This is a genomic window from Streptomyces sp. NPDC048257 (genome assembly GCF_043201855.1).
Classification (GTDB): Bacteria; Actinomycetota; Actinomycetes; order Streptomycetales; family Streptomycetaceae; genus Streptomyces.
This window is the reverse complement of sequence record NZ_JBICZI010000004.1, coordinates 307,238-322,551: the sequence shown is the minus strand read 5'-3', so window position 1 is coordinate 322,551 and position 15,314 is coordinate 307,238. Positions and strand designations below refer to the sequence as shown.

At 73.7% G+C, this 15,314-nt stretch carries 15 protein-coding genes and 4 pseudogenes; 12 read left to right on the top strand and 7 right to left on the bottom strand.

Annotation, left to right across the window (positions count from 1 at the left end):
- The first annotated feature begins 19 nt into the window (after positions 1-19).
- Together ACGFZK_RS11995 and ACGFZK_RS11990 are read left to right on the top strand one after the other, a co-directional pair.
- The gene (locus ACGFZK_RS11995; protein ID WP_393848731.1) at positions 20-478 is read left to right on the top strand and encodes a PaaI family thioesterase; all 459 of its coding nucleotides are present in this window, start codon (positions 20-22) and stop codon (positions 476-478) included.
- Positions 475-1,464 (top strand): MBL fold metallo-hydrolase, encoded by a 990-nt coding sequence (locus ACGFZK_RS11990; protein WP_393848730.1) that lies wholly within the window; start codon positions 475-477, stop codon positions 1,462-1,464. The genes ACGFZK_RS11995 and ACGFZK_RS11990 overlap by 4 nt, the downstream gene beginning before the upstream one ends.
- On the opposite strand, the pseudogene ACGFZK_RS11985 reads toward ACGFZK_RS11990, so the two are convergent.
- Positions 1,461-1,937: pseudogene (locus ACGFZK_RS11985) on the bottom strand (3-methyl-2-oxobutanoate hydroxymethyltransferase); the annotation flags it as partial. The gene ACGFZK_RS11990 and the pseudogene ACGFZK_RS11985 overlap by 4 nt on opposite strands.
- Before the next feature lie 225 nt (positions 1,938-2,162).
- Here ACGFZK_RS11985 and ACGFZK_RS11980 point away from each other — a divergent pair.
- A complete protein-coding gene (locus ACGFZK_RS11980; RefSeq protein WP_393848729.1) occupies positions 2,163-2,630 on the top strand; it encodes a DUF3592 domain-containing protein in 468 nt (155 codons plus the stop codon).
- A 46-nt stretch (positions 2,631-2,676) separates the two neighbouring features.
- Here the strand turns inward: ACGFZK_RS11980 and ACGFZK_RS11975 are convergent.
- Positions 2,677-2,877, bottom strand: a pseudogene (locus ACGFZK_RS11975) (IS630 family transposase); the annotation flags it as partial.
- Between the two features lie 164 nt (positions 2,878-3,041).
- Here ACGFZK_RS11975 and ACGFZK_RS11970 point away from each other — a divergent pair.
- A pseudogene (locus ACGFZK_RS11970) lies at positions 3,042-3,344 on the top strand (NUDIX domain-containing protein); the annotation flags it as partial.
- Positions 3,345-3,426: 82 nt separating this feature from the next.
- Here the strand turns inward: ACGFZK_RS11970 and ACGFZK_RS11965 are convergent.
- Positions 3,427-3,726: pseudogene (locus ACGFZK_RS11965) on the bottom strand (SAM-dependent methyltransferase); the annotation flags it as partial.
- Positions 3,727-3,824: 98 nt separating this feature from the next.
- Here ACGFZK_RS11965 and ACGFZK_RS11960 point away from each other — a divergent pair.
- Positions 3,825-4,454 carry a CGNR zinc finger domain-containing protein gene (locus ACGFZK_RS11960; RefSeq protein ID WP_393848728.1) on the top strand — a complete coding sequence of 210 codons (630 nt, stop codon included), beginning with the start codon at positions 3,825-3,827 and terminating at the stop codon, positions 4,452-4,454.
- Here the strand turns inward: ACGFZK_RS11960 and sodX are convergent.
- Complete coding sequence (gene sodX, locus ACGFZK_RS11955) at positions 4,358-4,780, bottom strand: nickel-type superoxide dismutase maturation protease (protein ID WP_393848727.1); 423 nt, start codon at positions 4,778-4,780, stop codon at positions 4,358-4,360. The genes ACGFZK_RS11960 and sodX overlap by 97 nt on opposite strands.
- Positions 4,781-4,951: 171 nt before the next feature.
- On the opposite strand from sodX, the gene sodN reads away from it, so the two are divergent.
- A complete protein-coding gene (gene sodN / locus ACGFZK_RS11950) occupies positions 4,952-5,347 on the top strand; it encodes a superoxide dismutase, Ni (protein WP_030009413.1) in 396 nt (131 codons plus the stop codon).
- A 105-nt stretch (positions 5,348-5,452) separates the two neighbouring features.
- On the opposite strand, the gene ACGFZK_RS11945 is transcribed toward sodN, so the two are convergent.
- Positions 5,453-6,031: an HD family hydrolase gene (locus ACGFZK_RS11945; protein WP_393848726.1), complete on the bottom strand. Its 579-nt coding sequence runs from the start codon at positions 6,029-6,031 to the stop codon at positions 5,453-5,455.
- 12 nt (positions 6,032-6,043) lie between these two features.
- On the bottom strand, positions 6,044-7,156 hold the full coding sequence (locus tag ACGFZK_RS11940) for a helix-turn-helix domain-containing protein (protein ID WP_393848725.1): 1,113 nt from the start codon (positions 7,154-7,156) through the stop codon (positions 6,044-6,046).
- A 117-nt stretch (positions 7,157-7,273) separates the two neighbouring features.
- Here ACGFZK_RS11940 and ACGFZK_RS11935 point away from each other — a divergent pair, with 117 nt between their 5' ends.
- Positions 7,274-7,762 (top strand): hypothetical protein, encoded by a 489-nt coding sequence (locus ACGFZK_RS11935; RefSeq protein ID WP_393848724.1) that lies wholly within the window; start codon positions 7,274-7,276, stop codon positions 7,760-7,762.
- Complete coding sequence (locus tag ACGFZK_RS11930; protein WP_393848723.1) at positions 7,759-8,052, top strand: hypothetical protein; 294 nt, start codon at positions 7,759-7,761, stop codon at positions 8,050-8,052. Before ACGFZK_RS11935 ends, ACGFZK_RS11930 begins: the two co-directional genes overlap by 4 nt.
- A 22-nt stretch (positions 8,053-8,074) precedes the next feature.
- Here the strand turns inward: ACGFZK_RS11930 and ACGFZK_RS11925 are convergent, their stop codons facing one another.
- Positions 8,075-8,263, bottom strand: coding sequence for a DUF6104 family protein (locus ACGFZK_RS11925; protein WP_030658906.1), 189 nt, complete (start codon positions 8,261-8,263; stop codon positions 8,075-8,077).
- 105 nt (positions 8,264-8,368) lie between these two features.
- Between ACGFZK_RS11925 and ACGFZK_RS11920 the strand changes: the two genes are divergently transcribed.
- The 4 genes from ACGFZK_RS11920 (at position 8,369) to fxsA (ending at position 15,309) form a co-directional block, all read left to right on the top strand.
- Positions 8,369-10,516, top strand: a complete 2,148-nt coding sequence (locus tag ACGFZK_RS11920) for a trypsin-like peptidase domain-containing protein (RefSeq protein WP_393848722.1) — start codon at positions 8,369-8,371, stop codon at positions 10,514-10,516.
- Between the two features lie 211 nt (positions 10,517-10,727).
- A complete protein-coding gene (locus ACGFZK_RS11915; protein ID WP_393848721.1) occupies positions 10,728-11,756 on the top strand; it encodes an AAA family ATPase in 1,029 nt (342 codons plus the stop codon).
- 6 nt (positions 11,757-11,762) lie between these two features.
- The gene (locus tag ACGFZK_RS11910; RefSeq protein ID WP_393848720.1) at positions 11,763-15,002 is read left to right on the top strand and encodes an SAV_2336 N-terminal domain-related protein; all 3,240 of its coding nucleotides are present in this window, start codon (positions 11,763-11,765) and stop codon (positions 15,000-15,002) included.
- 112 nt (positions 15,003-15,114) lie between these two features.
- Positions 15,115-15,309: an FxSxx-COOH cyclophane-containing RiPP peptide gene (gene fxsA, locus ACGFZK_RS11905; RefSeq protein WP_202199748.1), complete on the top strand. Its 195-nt coding sequence runs from the start codon at positions 15,115-15,117 to the stop codon at positions 15,307-15,309.
- Positions 15,310-15,314 lie beyond the last annotated feature (5 nt).

Here is a 15,314-nt window from a genome sequence, read left to right as displayed (position 1 = left end):
GTCCGTCGAAGGAGAGCACGTGGAAGACCAGACGCAGCAGGAACAGGCGAGCCCCGAGGTGCAGAAGCGCATCCAGGCCAGCTTCGACCGCCAGGGCCTGATGGCGCACCTTGGTGCACGGATAACCCACATCGCACCCGGCCGCGTGCACATCGTGCTCCCGGTCCGTCCTGAGGTGACCCAGCAGCACGGCTACTTCCACGCCGGCGCCACCAGCGCCATCGCGGACAGCGCCGGCGGCTACGCCGCCTACACGCTGTTCCCGGAGAACACCGAGGTTCTCACCGTCGAGTACAAGATCAACCTCCTCACGCCGGCCACGGGTGACCACATCGAGGCGATCGGGACCGTCCTGAAGTCCGGACGCACCCTGACCGTGTGCCAGTTGGAGGTGTTCGGAGTCCAAGGCGAGGGCGAGCGGAAGCTCGTCGCCAATGGGCAGCAGACGCTGATCCGCGTGAACCGGCCGGAGCAGTGAACCCGCAGCCGCCTGCGCCGTCGTTACCGTCCTGGGCGACCTGGCGGCAGCGGCCGTTCCCGGACGCCAACACGCTCCTGCTGCACGGACGGCAACCGGCCCTGGTCGACAGCGGGTTCGTCGGCCACGCAGAACAGACGGCCGCCTGGGCACGCGCGCACGCCGGGACCGTTGACCTGGTCGTGAACACCCACTGGCACTCCGACCACGTCGGCGGCAACGCCCTCCTCCAGGCGTACGGCGCTGCCATCGCGGCCGGAGCACCCGAGGCCGAGGCGATCTCCCGCAGGGACCCGGGCTGCTGCGTGGCTGAGTACCTCGACCAGCCGGTCGCCCCGTACACCGTCGGCCTCGCGCTCGACGACGGACAGATCCTCCGGCTCGGCGACGCCGACTGGGAGGTCGTCCGCACGCCCGGGCACACCCCCGGCCATCTGGCGCTTTGGCAGCCGGAGGAGCGGCTCCTCGTGGTCGGGGACGGTCTGTCGGACTACGACGTCGGCTGGGTGAACCTCGCCCTCGACGGGCTCGACGCGGCCACCACCGCGCTCGCCTCCCTCAAGCGGATGGCGGACCTCGCCCCGCGCGTGCTCCTTCCCTCCCACGGCCCGATACCCGCCGACCCCACGGCCGCGTTCAGCACCGCGCTGCGCCGCGCCCAGCGCCTCGTCGACGACCCCGACGGAGCCGTCTGGTACGGCGCCCGAAGGATCTTCGCCTTCGCCCTGATGATCCGCGGCGGCATCCCAGCCGACGAGGTCGAGCCCTACCTGCATGCGCGGGCGTGGCTGACGGATGCGGCACAGCTCCTGGAGCTCACACCCGAGGCGCTCGCCGCCGAGCTGACCGCCACGATGCTCCGCAGCGGCGCCGTCGTGCTTCGCGACGGACGTCTCCACGCCGCCGCCGACCACACCCCGGTCGCGCCGGATGCGCTGCGGGTGCCATACCCCCGCGCGTGGCCGGCAGCGGCGCCGCCCCGCTAGAAGGTGTGCTCCGGTCCCGGGAAGGTTCCCGCAGCCACGTCCGCCGCGTATTCCTGGGCGGTCTTGAGAAGTACTCCGTGCAGGTCGGAGTACTGCTTCACGAAGCGAGGAAGTCGTCCGGTGCGCAGCCCGGCCATGTCCTGCCAGACCAGCACCTGCGCGTCGCAGTCCTTCCCGGCCCCGATGCCGACCGTGGGAATCGCCACGGTCTTCGTGATCTCCGCGGCGACCTCCCCTGGCACCATCTCGATCAGCAGCGCGAACGCCCCGGCGGCTTCCAGCGCCTTCGCCGCGGCGATCACCCGCTGCGCGCCTTCGCCGCGGCCCTGCACGCGGTAGCCGCTGAGGTTGTGCTCCTGCTGCGGGGTGAAGCCGATGTGCGCCATCACCGGGATGCCGGACCGGGTGAGCAACTTGACCTGCGGCACTATCTCCTCGCCGCCTTCGAGCTTCACCGCGTGCGCGTTCGCCTCCTTACTGACTTCGGCTTGTCAGGGTGAACCTTGGCGAAGTGCCTGATGGGCTTGAGGTGCTGGCTGTATGGACGACCGTGGCAACGGGGTCGCTCGGGCCACCCGTCCTGCCGATGTCCGGCAACCGGACCGGCTCATGGGTGCCGCCAGCAGCCGGTGACCCCGCCGCGGAGCCCCAGATACTGTTGCCTCGTACGTGAGCAGGGCATACGGGGGGTAGGGAACATGGTGGACGAGACGGTACGTGCAGGCGCCGGGCACCGTACGGAAGTCTTCGTGTGGCTCGGTCTCGCGCTACTCCTGGGCGCACTGTCGGCCCTGGTACTGATTCCCCAGGCCCAGCATCAGCGCTCGCTCCGCGACGGTGTGCGCGCCGACGCCACCATGCATACCCGCGGCACGTGCGCGCTGGGACAGTGCAAGGTCGCCTTCGAGGCGCAGGACCGCACCGTCGTGGCGGCCTTGCCCCCAGGCAGTAGTGGCAGCAAATACCCCGTGGGCGCGCACCTCACCGTCCGGTACCGGGCGGACGATCCGCAGACGGTCGCCGCCGCGGCCGACGTGGAGGGCGGTGGGGCGACCTTGCTAGCCGCCTCGACCGGCGCGGGCGCCGTGTTGTTCCTGCTTCTGCCGGTCATGAAGACGGTGGCCCGAGCACGGCGGCGGCGCGCGGCATCCAGCGCCGTTGGATGACGTGCCCGCCCCACATGCCGATCACCGTGCTACTGACTTCGACTCGTCAAGGTGATGCCGGGGCGTCGAGGGTCAGGCCGGTGCCTGCTATGAAGCCGTCGAGGGTGTCGGGCCGGTATTGAAGCCGTTTAAGACGGTTGCGGACGAGGGTTTCGAGTCGGTCGAGGGCCATGACGGCGAGGTTGGCCAGGCTGCGCTTGACGTGCGCCCAGACGCCTTCGACTGGGTTCAGGTCGGGCGCGTAAGCGCTGGCGGCCCCGATGTCGATGGTCACGAACCAATAACGCTTGGGCTGAAAACTGAGACATCCACGGGCGTGATTCGCCGAACGCGGATGGGGAGGCTCCCGTCGCTCCAGTGAGACAGCAGGGTCTCTGAGACAGCTGAACTGTTCCTAAGGGCGGGCACCTTGAGCCCGAGGACACAAGCCTGATGGGTGCTGCGCTCCGAGAGCTGATCGAGGAAACCGGCCTCGCCCTCAGCGTCTCACCCCTCCGCCCGGTGCCGACTCACATCGACGTGCACCCCATTCCGGCGAACGAGAGCAAGGGGGAGCCCGCGCATCAGCACTTCGACTTCCGGTATCTGTTCCGGCTCGAAGGTGATCATGCCGTCACGCTTCAGGCGGAAGAGGTGAGCGGGTACGCGTGGCGCAGCGTGGACACGATCACGGACGAAACGCTGCGGCAGCGGGTACTCGCGGCGCTTCGCTAGGCGCGCGCGGACCTGTAGGCAGCCCCGCCCGTCAGCCCCCGAGGCAGCCGGGCGGGGCTCACGTCTGTCCGCTCGCGCGTCGCCGCTCGTCCCCGGCGAAGTGCCCTTCGGCGATGGTCAACAAAACCGGGTCGAGATCGCCCCCCGTACTGGTGGCTTCCGGGAACCGCTTGAGGACGCGGTCCGTAATACTTCCCGTACCGCATGCGAGGTCCAGCAGCCGGGGGGCGGGTCCCACGAGTGCCTCGACCATGTCCAGCATCACGCGGAACCGCTCCTCGCGGTCGGGCATGTACCACTCCTGCTGCCGGTCCCAGCTGTCCTGCCAGGCCTGCCAGTCGGTCGTGCCCGCCGCTTCGGTCGTGTCCGCCGTGCCCGTCATGTCCGTCATCCCGAACCCCTCCCTACGCAATACGTAATACCCTCGAATACGTCTCAGCTGTTACCGGAGACGCTAATCCGCAGCCGTAAGGACTACAAGTGGAACTGGCCCATTACTCGGACTTCGCCGTGCGCCTGGTCAACACCGAGGAGCCGGCCCGCAACAAGGACTCGCTCACCTCCGTGGACGCCGTCCGCGCCCTGTTCGGCGCCAGCCTGCAGATGGCCCGCCGCGTCACCGACGGCGACGTCACCCGCTTCCGCAACGTCCGCGGCCGCCTGCGCTCCGTCTTCGAGGCCGCCGGCGGCGGCGACCACGTCCTCGCGGTCGACCTGCTGAACTCCCTGCTCATGGAGTTCCCCGTCAGCCCCCAGGTCTCCGGCCACGAGACCCTCGACGACGACGGCCGCCCCGACTGGCACATCCACCTCGCCGAGCACCCCTCGAACGCCTCCGCCGGCTACGCCGCCATGGCGGCCATGGGCCTGGCCTTCGCCCTCACCGAGCACGGCCCCGACCGCCTCGGCCTGTGCCAGGCCGCGCCCTGCCGCAACGCCTACCTCGACACCTCCACCAACCGCTCCCGGCGCTACTGCTCCGACCGCTGCGCCACCCGGGCGAACGTGGCCGCCTACCGCGCCCGCAAGCGACTGGAGGCAGAGGCGTCCGCCAGCAGCGGGCGCAGCGCCGAGGCCGCCCAGGACAGCCGGGCCCTCAGCGAACGCTGATCCTCCTCGCGCGGCCGGAAGCGCAGCACCGCCGTCGCCAGCACCAGCTCCCCGGGCACCGGCCCGTAGACGGTGCTGTCGCCGGTCTCGTTGTACGGGTTGTCGCCCAGCACCCACCAGCTGCCGCCCGGCCGCCGCTCCACCGCGCGCTTGACCACCAGCAGGTCCTGCTGGAAGGGATGGCGCAGCACGACCACGTCACCCGGCCGGACCGCAGCCCCGTACCGGACCACCAGCCGGTCGCCGTGCAGCAGCGTCGGCACCATCGACGCCCCCGTCACCTCCACCACCTCGAACCGCTTCCGCGGGCGCCCGTTCTCCACCATGCGTGTCCTCCTCGTCACCCCCGCATGCTGCCGCACGGGCCCGTACATTCGCTCACCGGTCCGGCCGCGACCCTGGACTTTTGTCCTAAGCCCACGGGGGCGCCCGCGAAATCCGGTTGTTCAGCGAGTAATCTCCCCCTTGAGAAGACGATCACGAGGAGGACAAACTCCATGCTTTCCCGCCTCTTCGCCCCCAAGGCGAAGGTCTCCGCCCACTGCGATCTTCCGTGCGGCGTGTACGACCCTGCCCAGGCCCGCATCGAGGCCGAGTCCGTCAAGGCCGTGCAGGAGAAGTACCAGGCCAACGAAGACGCCGACTTCCGCGCGCGCGCCATCACCATCAAGGAGCAGCGCGCCGAGCTCGCCAAGCACCACGTCTCGGTGCTGTGGAGCGACTACTTCAAGCCCCCGCACTTCGAGAAGTACCCGCAGCTCCACACCCTGGTCAACGACACCCTGAAGGCCCTCTCGGCCGCCAAGGCGTCGAACGACCCGGCGACCGGCGCCAAGGCTCTCGAGCTCATCGCCGAGATCGACCGCATCTTCTGGGAGACCAAGGCCGCCTGACCCTGGGCGCCCGAGGCTCTTCCCGCGCTGCCGGCCAGAGCGCACACGACAACGGCCCGACCGCTCCAAGCGGCCGGGCCGTTGTGCGTCAGGGTCTGCCGGACCTCAGGCCTGCTCGCCGAGGACGGTCCGCAACCAGGCGAGGGGATCCTGGCTCAGCAGCTCGTCAGCCAGCCGCTGTCCGGTCTCCGTCGTGAGGCGGGCCCTGCTGTTGTCGATCCACCGCTGAGCGCCGGCGTGCCCCTGGGCCTTGTACTCGATGCCCTGGAGCATGCACTCCAGCTTGTCGGCGTCGCGGGCGCAGACGGCCTCCGGCGAGTCCTTGGCCTCGTACTCGGCGACGAGTTCGCGAATCGCCGAGGCGAGCGGCTCCGGCATGCCGGCGACTTGGTCGGCCGTCACCGCCACCGGGTCGGCGCTGGTCGCGTACTTCTTCCCGAGGTGGTTCACATCCCCGGTGCGGGTCTCCTGGGTGTCGTGCCAGACGGCGAGGAACGCCGCCCGTGCGGGATCGGCACCTTCCAGTTTCGCGATGATCGACGCGATGAGGGACGTACGCCAGGAGTGCTCGGCGACGCTCTCCGGATCGTTGACGCCGGCCATCCACCAGCCCGTGCGGCGCGTGTGCTTGAGCGTCCCCGCTTCGTAGAGGAAGCCGGCCACCGCGGACAGGTCGTCACCCACTGTGTCTCTCCTTCATGCCTCGGCGAGGCGGATCGCGTACCGAATGCCTTCCAGCTCCCGCCGTGCGCGCGATGAGAGCCCAGTGCCATCCAACAGCACGGGCAGCCGGTCCCGGAGTGCGCGTCCCGTGGCGGAAGCCGGGCGCAGCAGAGTGGGGCGCGCGGCGAGCAGAGCCCACAGGGTGTGGACGTTCAGCTCCAGGAAGCCCTGACGGGGCGCGAGTCCGCTCACGAGGTGCTGGAACAGCCTGTGGCCGTGCCAGGGCCCGGGGCCGGGTGCGGCGATGAAGTCGTCCGAAAGCTGGAGGTGCGGGCTCTCGCCGAGCCAGTAGGCCCAGTAGTTCAGGTTGGCCACCTCCCCCGCGTCGTCGTCCAGCGTGGTGGAGATGAAGTGCAGCATGCGGTCGTGGTCGCCCTGGCGGGCCGCGACGGCGGCAACGGAACGGGCGCCCAGCCAGCGGGTGAGCCAGTCCTGCGACCGCTCCCCCCGCTGCTGCTCCGCGAGCCACACAGAGGTGTCCGGAGCGTCGTCGTAGCCGGCCAGATAGAGGGCCTGACGGCGGAGGAGGAACTCGCCGCTCCGGGCTTCCTCGGCAGTCCGGCGCATGCACCGGAAGAACAGCCGCCGGTCTTCCGCCGACAGTTCAGGTCCGTTGGGGGCGGGGCCTCGGCGTGGCCTGGCCGGGGTCCGGTGGGCGCGCATCGGCTCGGGGACCACTCCGTTCAGCGGCCAGACCAGTACCTCGACGAGATCGCGCTGCATGACCCACGTACCGAGGGGGCTGTTACCCGTAGCCCCGTCGTCGGTGAGCGCGCCGGTCAGGAGTAGGTCCGCCTCCAGCGCCTTCTCGAGGGCGAGGAGCAGTGCGGGGCTCGCGCCCATGCCCATGAGCCGGTGGCGATGCGCGAGCATCTGCCCCACCGCCAGCGAACCCAGTGGCCGCCGGCCCGACTCCCAGCCCGCGACGGTGTCGACGGAGACGCTGAAGGCCTCGGCCAAGGACTCCTGGGTGTGATCCAGGTGCTCTCGGATCACCCGGAAAACGTACCCGGAAACGACGCCACCACGACCGCGCTGCCGGGTTCCCTGACCAGGGGTCAGGGTGAAGTCCGCATGTGCGCCCATGACGCCCCTTCAGCCCACCAAATATCACCAAAGTACCGGTACCGGGAGTCACTTCGAGCCGCACGATCCGATTCCTACGCTCTTACCATCACCCGCTGACGATGGTAGGGAGCCGCCGTGTTCTCGAAGGAAACGGCCGACTGGTACGCGCGGTGCCTCGGTGAGCCCGGGGCGGCGCACGCCGCGTGGCAGGAGCACGGCGTGGCCGTACTGCCGCTCGGGGTCCGCTTCGAAGCCGTGCGCATCCCCGACGGCCTCGCCCACGCCGCTGTCCAGAGCATCGAGGACCGTGTCGTGGACCTCGCGCTCACCCTGGCCCTGGAGGGGCCCGTCATCCACGACGCGCGCGGGCGGAACCACTACGCGCTCGTCGAGCCGGGAACCGCGGAGCGGTGGCGCTCCCGGAGCGCGGTCGAGTGCCTGGGCCACGGCACCTACCTGGGGGTGCCCGACATGGGCCGGGACCGGTCCGGTTCCGACCGGTCCCTGTACTGGGCCGCGGCCCCCGGGCCGGGGGCGTACTTCTGCCGCGTCGCCGCCGTCCGGCTGCTCGTCCGCGTCGGCGCGGCACGGCTCGCCGAGGCCGAGGCCGGGGCGGCGACGTGACGGACCACGCCGACGGCGCGTGCGCGCGGGCGCGCGTGCGGTGCTCCGGCTGCGGGCTGCCGGTACCGATCGTGACCATGTACGGCGGCCCCATGGCCGACTGCCGCCTCTGCCACTACGCGTGGGGCGTCCACCACGACCCGGTGGGCTGCTGGCGGAGCACCAGCGCGGAGGAGAGCCTGGTCGCCCGGATCCGCGAGGTGACCCCGCTCCTCATGGCGGCTCGCGCCCTGCTCGACGACCTCGCCGGCGGACAGAACCGGCCAGTACGTACAGCCCGCCGGTCCTGATCCGCAGCCCGGGCCGGCCGGATCAGTCGTCCGAGTCGTCGTCCTCGTCGTCCAGGCGGGCCAGCCAGGTGGCCAGGCGTTCCACCGGGACCTCGAAGTCCGGGTTCAGGTCGACGAAGGTGCGCAGCTGCTCGGCGAGCCACTCGAAGGTGACCTCCTCCTCGCCGCGCCGCTTCTCCAGCTCCTCGATGCCGCGATCGGTGAAGTACAAGTCGGGCTCCGTGCCGTGATGGGGGTGTGCAGGGGGTGTTTCCCGCCAGGATAATCCGCTTCGCGGCGAGACCTCCCGCCCGTGCCGCCCCCGGGTCTAGCCTGGATGCCCAACGAGCGGGGGGTGCGGATGACGGACGGGCGCACGACCGGTTCCGCGCGCGCCTTCGAGCTCCTCGAGCCCCTCGTCCAGGCGGCGACCGTACGCGTTCACGCCCCTCCGGGCGGGTATGAGAACTCCCGCAGTCATCGGACCGGTCCCACGTGGGGGAGCGGCTTCTTCATCGCCCCCGGGTGGGTCCTGACGTGTGCGCACGTGGTCGGCGAAGGGGGTGCTGCGGTGCGTCTGACGGGGCGCGAGGTCGGCATCACCTTCTCGGCGGGGAGCCTCACCGGGACGGTCACCGGGCGCGTGGAGTGCGTACTGCCCGAGCGGCTGGAGGAGCGGCGTCCGGGCCGGCACGCGCTGTGGGACCTGCCCGACCTGGCGCTGATCAGGGTCCTGGCCCCCGTCTCGCACGCCTGCGTCTGGCTGACCGACCGCTCCAGGCCCCGCTTCGACGAGGTCGCCTACTTCGGCTGCACCGAGGACCTCGGCACCCCCGAGATCACCGGCCGCACCACCCGGCTGCGCGGCACCGCCGGGAACGGTGCGGCCATCCGCCTCGGCGACGACGACGAGATCGAGCCCGGCATGTCCGGCGGGCCCGTCGTGGACCTGGCCCGCGGGGAGGTCGTCGGCGTCCTCAAGGCCCGTCGGCAGTCGGGCGGCGGCGGGCTCGCCGTCTCCGTCGTGCAGCTGCGCACCCTCCCGATGGCCGCGCGGGGCCAGGTCGGGCTCTACCGCCGGATCATGCAGGCCCATGACCTGTACCACTACGACCAGCACCTCAGCGACCTCGACAACCGCCGGACCTGGACGGACGTGCACGGCGAGCTCCCGCCGGAGGAGGGGGACCCGTACGCCGGCCGCGGGCGGCTGACCCCCGGCGAGCGCACCACCCTCCACGGGCTGCTGGCCGAACTGCCGCCGCCCGGCTCCTCCGAGGTCGTACGCGCCCTGGTCGAGGCGGCGCGCGGCGAGGAGCCGGACCCGCTCCCGCCGGCCCCGCTGAGCTGGCGCGACGGGCTGGGCCTGCTGCACGACCCGCCCGGCGGGGCGGCGGAGGCCGCGGCGATGCTCCGGTACGCGACGGACGTGAGCGTGGCCGACTACCGGGAGCCGGCCACGCCGGGCGCCGACGAGGAGCTGTGGCACTGGGTACGGGCCACGGCCGAGCGGCTGTGGCGGCCGCTGCGGCGCGAGCTCGGCGAGCGTCACGAGCGGGGCCTCGCCGAGCGGGAGCAGCGCCGGCGGGCCTCGGCCGGGCGGGCGGTGCACGGCCCGGCCCGGCGGGCCGGCGGGCTGCCGTCCGGGGCCTCGGTGCTGCTGGAGGTGTGGGCGCACGGCTGGGAGGACGTCTACGACTGGCGGGTCTCCGTGCTGGCCGGCCCCGCACGCGCGGGGCGGGTGACGCCGGTGGACTCGGGCGTACGGGCCACCCTGGCGCGTCTGCCGGAGGTGTTACGGGCCCCGCTCGCCGAGGGTTTCCGGCGCTGCGACACCCACGAAGCGGCGGCCCTGCTCGAAGTGGCCGTGGCCCCGGAGCTGTTCGGGCTGGCGGTGGACGCATGGGTGGTCGTGGGCGGCGTACCGCTGGGCGTGCAGCGGCCGGTGGTGCTCCGCCACCCCGCCGGAGCCAACCCCCCTCGGCCCGCCGGGCCGGATCCGGGCGGGGCCCGGGAGCACCCCGCCGACCGCGAGGGCACCGACGCGGGCGCCCGGTGGGCCCGGGTGCAGGCGGGCCCGATCGCGGACGAACGGGCCGACTGCGTCGGCGGGCGCCCGCGCACCCCCGCCACCGAGTGGCTGACGGGACTCCCCGACAACACCGTGCCCGTGCACTGCCGGGCGGCGGACCAGGAGCCCACGCTCGGCTCGCTGTACGCGGTACGGGACGCCGGGTACGGGGTGGTGGTGACCCGGCGGCCCACGCCGGACCCGGGGGCCTCGTGCGCGCCCTTCCACCGCGGACTGCGGGAGGAACTGGCCGACGCCGGGCGGGCGGAGGTGCTGCCGCTGCGCTTCCAGGCGCTGCGGGGGCGGGCGTACGGGGCGGACCCCGACGCCTACTGGGCGGCCGGGGCGGGGCTGGTGTGGGAGGACCCGGCGCGGCCGCTGCCCGACGAAGAGCCGCTGCAGGGAGACCTGTGACGCGGCCCGGCCCGGCGGATGCGAGCGCCGGGTGCAGGGGCGGGGTGCGAGCGTCGGATACGAGCGGCGGGGTGCGAGCGTCGGATACGAGCGACGGGGTGCCAGGGGCGGGGTGCGAGCGGCGGGGTGCCGGCCGTGGATGCGAGCGGCGGGGTGCCGGCCGTGGATGCGAGTGGCGGATGCGAGTGGCGGACGCGAGGGAGGGAGCATCATGAATGACGAGTGGCTCATTTACCGCGGGGTGGGTGAGCCCCATGACGGGATCGACGCCCTGCCCGACCCGCCGCCCTGGCGGGACTTCGACGGCGGGCCCGTGGTCGAGGCGGGCGGCCCGGCCCGGGTCGCCGACGGCAACGTGGCGCGGCGGCTCGGGGCGCACCGGCAGGCCGCCGAGCTGCACCGGCCGGAGCCCGAGGAGCTGGAGGCCATCAACGCGGCCCTGTACCTGCGGCGGCCGCTGCTCGTGACCGGCTTCCCCGGAACCGGGAAGTCCACCCTCGCGCACGCCGTCGCCCACGAACTGAAGCTGGGGCGGGTGCTGCGCTGGCCGGTGGTGTCGCGGACCGTGCTCCAGGACGGGCTCTACCGGTACGACGCCCTCGCCCGGCTGCAGGACGTGCAGATCGCGGCCGGCGGCGGTGGGTGGGGCGGTCCCACCGGCCCCGCAGCGCCCCCCGGCATCGGCAAGTACATCCGGCTCGGCCCGCTGGGCACCGCCCTGCTCCCCACCGACCGGCCCCGCGTGCTGTTGATCGACGAGCTCGACAAGAGCGACATCGACCTCCCGAACGACCTGCTGAACGTGCTGGAGGAAGGGGAGTTCGCCCTCCCCGAGCTGGAACGGGTCGCCGACAGCGAGCCCGAGGTGCAGGTGCTCACCGACGACGGGACGAAGGTGACCGTCCGCGGCGGCCGCGTCCGCTGCCGGGCCTTCCCCTTCATCATCCTGACCAGCAACGGGGAACGGGACTTCCCGGCCGCCCTGCTGCGCCGCTGCATCCAGCTGGGGCTCGGGCAGCCCGGCGAGAAGCGGCTCGCCACCATGGTCCGCGCCCACCTCGGCGAGGAGGCCGCCCGCCTCGGGGCCGACCTGATCCGGGAGTTCCTCAGCCGCTCCCAGTCCGAGCTGGTCGCCGCCGACCAGCTGCTCAACGCCGTGTACCTGACCCACTACGCCGCCCCGCCCACCCGGGAGGACCTCGCGGACCTGCTCATCCAGCGCCTCGACCGCCCGAGGTGATCGGCCGTGGCATCCGCCGGAGCACCCGGCGTCCGTGAACTGGCCGCGCTGCTGCGCGCCGCCGGGCTCGACCCGTCCGCCGAGGAAATCGCCGACGCCCTGTGGCTGGCCGGGCACATCCACCGGCCGGGACGGGCCGCCCCCGGTGCCCACGGGCCGGGGGGCGGCCCGCCCACCGCGGCCGGGGAACCGGCCGGGGAGCCCGCCGATCCCGTACGCACGGACGCGGAGCCCGACGATCCGGTCGGGCTCTACGCGCCCGGGGCGGCCCGCACCGACGGCCCCGAGGGGGAACGGCCGGGGGAGTCGCCCGAGGAGCACGGCGTGCCCGTACGGGTCCCCGGAGCCGCCGCGCTGCCCCGCATCCTGGACATCCAGCGGGCCCTGCGCGCCCTCCAGCGCCACCGCCCGCCCGGCCCGCCCACCCGGCTGGTGATCGACGAACCCGCCACCGCCGAGGCCAGTGCCCGCGCCCTCGGACTGATCATCCCGGTGCTCCGGCCGGAGAGCCGGCGCGAGGCGACCGTACGACTGGTGATGGACGCGTCCCCGTCGATGGCCGTCTGGCAGGACATGTTCGAGGAACTGCGGTCCGTGTGCGAGCGGTTGGGGGCCTTCCGCGATGTCCAGGTGCACTACCTGCACCGCCTCGCCGACGGCACGGCGGCGCTCGGCCGCAGCCCCGTACCCGGCTCCGGCCTGCGCTCCGGTGACCAGCTGCGGGACCCGACCGGCCGGGCCCTGACCATGCTCGTCTCCGACTGCGCCGGGCCCCTGTGGCGCGAGGGAACGGCGCAGCGGCTGCTGTACCGGTGGGCCGAGTGCACCCCCTGCATGGTCGTCCAGCCGCTGCCGCAGCGGCTGTGGGGGCGCAGCTGGCTGCCCACCGAACGGGGCACGCTCACCCGGCTGGAGGGCGGCGCGCAGAAGCTCGCCTTCCGGCCGGACCGGCCTCCGCGGCCCGGGCGGCCCACGGGCGGGCTGACGGTGCCGGTGCTGCCGCCGAGCGCGACCGCCCTCGGGGCGTGGGCCCGGCTCCTGGCCGGGCTCGCCGCCGGTCCGGTACCGGCCGAGGTGGGCCGGGTACGGGCCGACCACCCGGCCGCGCCCCTGCCGCCGCCGCGGGCCGTACGGCCACCGCGCGAGCTGGTGGCGCGGTTCCGGTCCTCGGCCGCGCCCCGGGCCGTACAGCTCGCCGTGTACCTGTCGGCGGCGCCGCTGACGCTGCCCGTGATGCGGCTGGTGCAGCGCACGATGCTGCCGGACTCCGAGCCCTCCGACCTGGCGGAGGTACTGCTGAGCGGGCTGCTGAGGCGCAGCGGGCCGGGGCACTGGTACGAGTTCGTGCCCGGGGTGCAGGACGTGCTGCTGGGGCCCCTGGGGCGGGACGAGGCCGCGCTGGTCCTCAAGCACTGCTCGGAGTACGTACTGGCGCACTTCGGCCGGGGCGTACGGAACTTCCCCGCGCTCGCCGTCTCCCAGCTGACCGGGACCCCGCCGGCCGTCGCGGACCCCGGGCCCGAGGACGCCGAGCGGATGCCCGAGGGGCGGCTCCCGCAGGCCTTCGCACAGGTTTCGGCCAAAGTCGTACGGCGCTACCTGCCCGGCATGCCGCAGCAGGGCCCGGCGGTACGGGCCCCCGCCGCGGCCCGGGTGCCCACCCGGGCCGCGGCGGTGCGCGCCGCCCGGGACCGGCTTGCGGACGCGGACGCCGACGGGGAGGGCGGCGCGCGGGCGCTGTACGAGGCCGTGGCGGTGCTCCGCCGGGCGGTGGCGGCCCCGGCGGGACCCGGCGATCCGCCCGAGGAGGCGGAGACCGAGCTGGCGGGGGCGCTGCTGCGGCTGTGGGCGGCCCAGCGGGACCCGGAGCTCCTCGCCGAGGCGCAGCGGGCCGTGACCGGGCTCCTGACGCCCCGGGCGGGGGCGGTGCTGGGCCGGGTGCTGTACGAGCGGGCGCTGGCCGCCGGACCGGACGCGGAGCTGCTGGCCGCGGCGGACATGGAGTTCGCGGCGGCGGGAGCCGTGGCGGACCCCGAGCTGAGCCGGGACTGCGCGGTGCGGCGGGCCGAGACCCTGATCAGGCTGAGCGGGCTGCGGGACGAGGCGGGCGCGCTCCGCGAGGCCCGCGCGGCCCTCGAACCCCTGGCGGGCCCGGCCCCCGGCCCGGTCGGGGACAGGGGCCCGGGCAGCGGCGGGGACGCCGGCCTGTCCCCGTACGCCGGCCCGGCCCCGTACGCCGAGCTGCACCTGGCCCTGGGCCGCGTGCTGCTGGCCCTGCTGCCCCGCACCGCGGACCCGGCCGAGCGCACGGCCCTGGCCGAACAGGCCGCGGCCCGCCTCGCCATGGCCCTGCCCACCCCGCAGGCCGCCCCCGGCCGGGCCGGAGCGGGCACCGCGCAGGTGCGGGTGGAGCTGGCCGACGCCCTGCGCCACCTCCCGGGCCGGCTGGAGGAGGCGGTCGGGCAGCTGGACGCGGCCCTGGCGGAGTCGGGCGTGGACCCGGAGCTGCGGGTGGCCGCCCTGGTGTGCCTGGCCCGGGTGCACCGCGAGCGGTACGCGCGGGACGCCGATCCGGCGGCACTGGAGGCCGCGGCCGAGGCGTACGGCCGGGCCCGGCGGCTGATCCCCCGCGACGGGGAGGCCTTCGCGGAACTGCTGCCCGAGTGGGGCGACGTACTCCTGGACCGGGCCCGGGCCACCGACGGGCGCCGGTTCACCGGGGCCGCCGTACGGGTCCTGCGCGAGAGCAGGGCCGCGGTCCCGCAGTCCGACCCCGGGTCGGCGCACCGGCTGCTGCGGCTGGCCACCGGGCTCCGGCTGCGGCACACCTACGAGGGCGACCCCGTGGACCTGCGGGAGGCCGAGTACCTGCTGGAGCTGGCCGTCCGGCACAGCCGCAGCCCACTGGAACAGGCCCGCGCCTGGCGGGAGCACGGCGACGTACAGCAGGAGATCCACGCCCACACCCGTGCGCCGGACCGCCTCGACCGGGCGGCGGACTCCTACCGGCGGGCCTGGCGGGCCGCCCTGGAGGCCGACGTGGAGGACCGCGCGGACACCGCCGTCCAGCTCGCCGCCCGCGTACAGGAGTTGCGCGCGGAAGTGCTGGAACGCCTGGCCCGGCCCCGTGCGGCCCTGGACGCCTACCGCTCGGCGCTGGAGCTGTGGACGCGGATCCACGAGGGCGCCGCGGGGCGCTCGGAGGCGGTCCGCGCGCGGATACGGGCCCTGGAGGCGGGGCTCTGACGCCCGCGCCGCGGGCGCGCCCGTGACCGGGGACCACCGTTTCCACGGTCCGGCCGGCGGGAAAAGGAAGTGGACCATCCGGTGTGCGACGCGACAGGGGGACCGGCGGCACATGGTGACGAAGCAGCAGGAAGTGGCGGCAGCGACCCCGGGATGTCCGGGGCGGCTGCCGGATCTCTCCGGGCTGGACCTGGCGGCGCTGCGCGGGATCGACCATCCCGTGCTGGCCCGCGTGATCGAGGGCATGGTCGAGCGGGTGACCCATCCCGCGGAGATCCTCAACGCCTTCGATTCCAGCGTGGCCTGATCGTG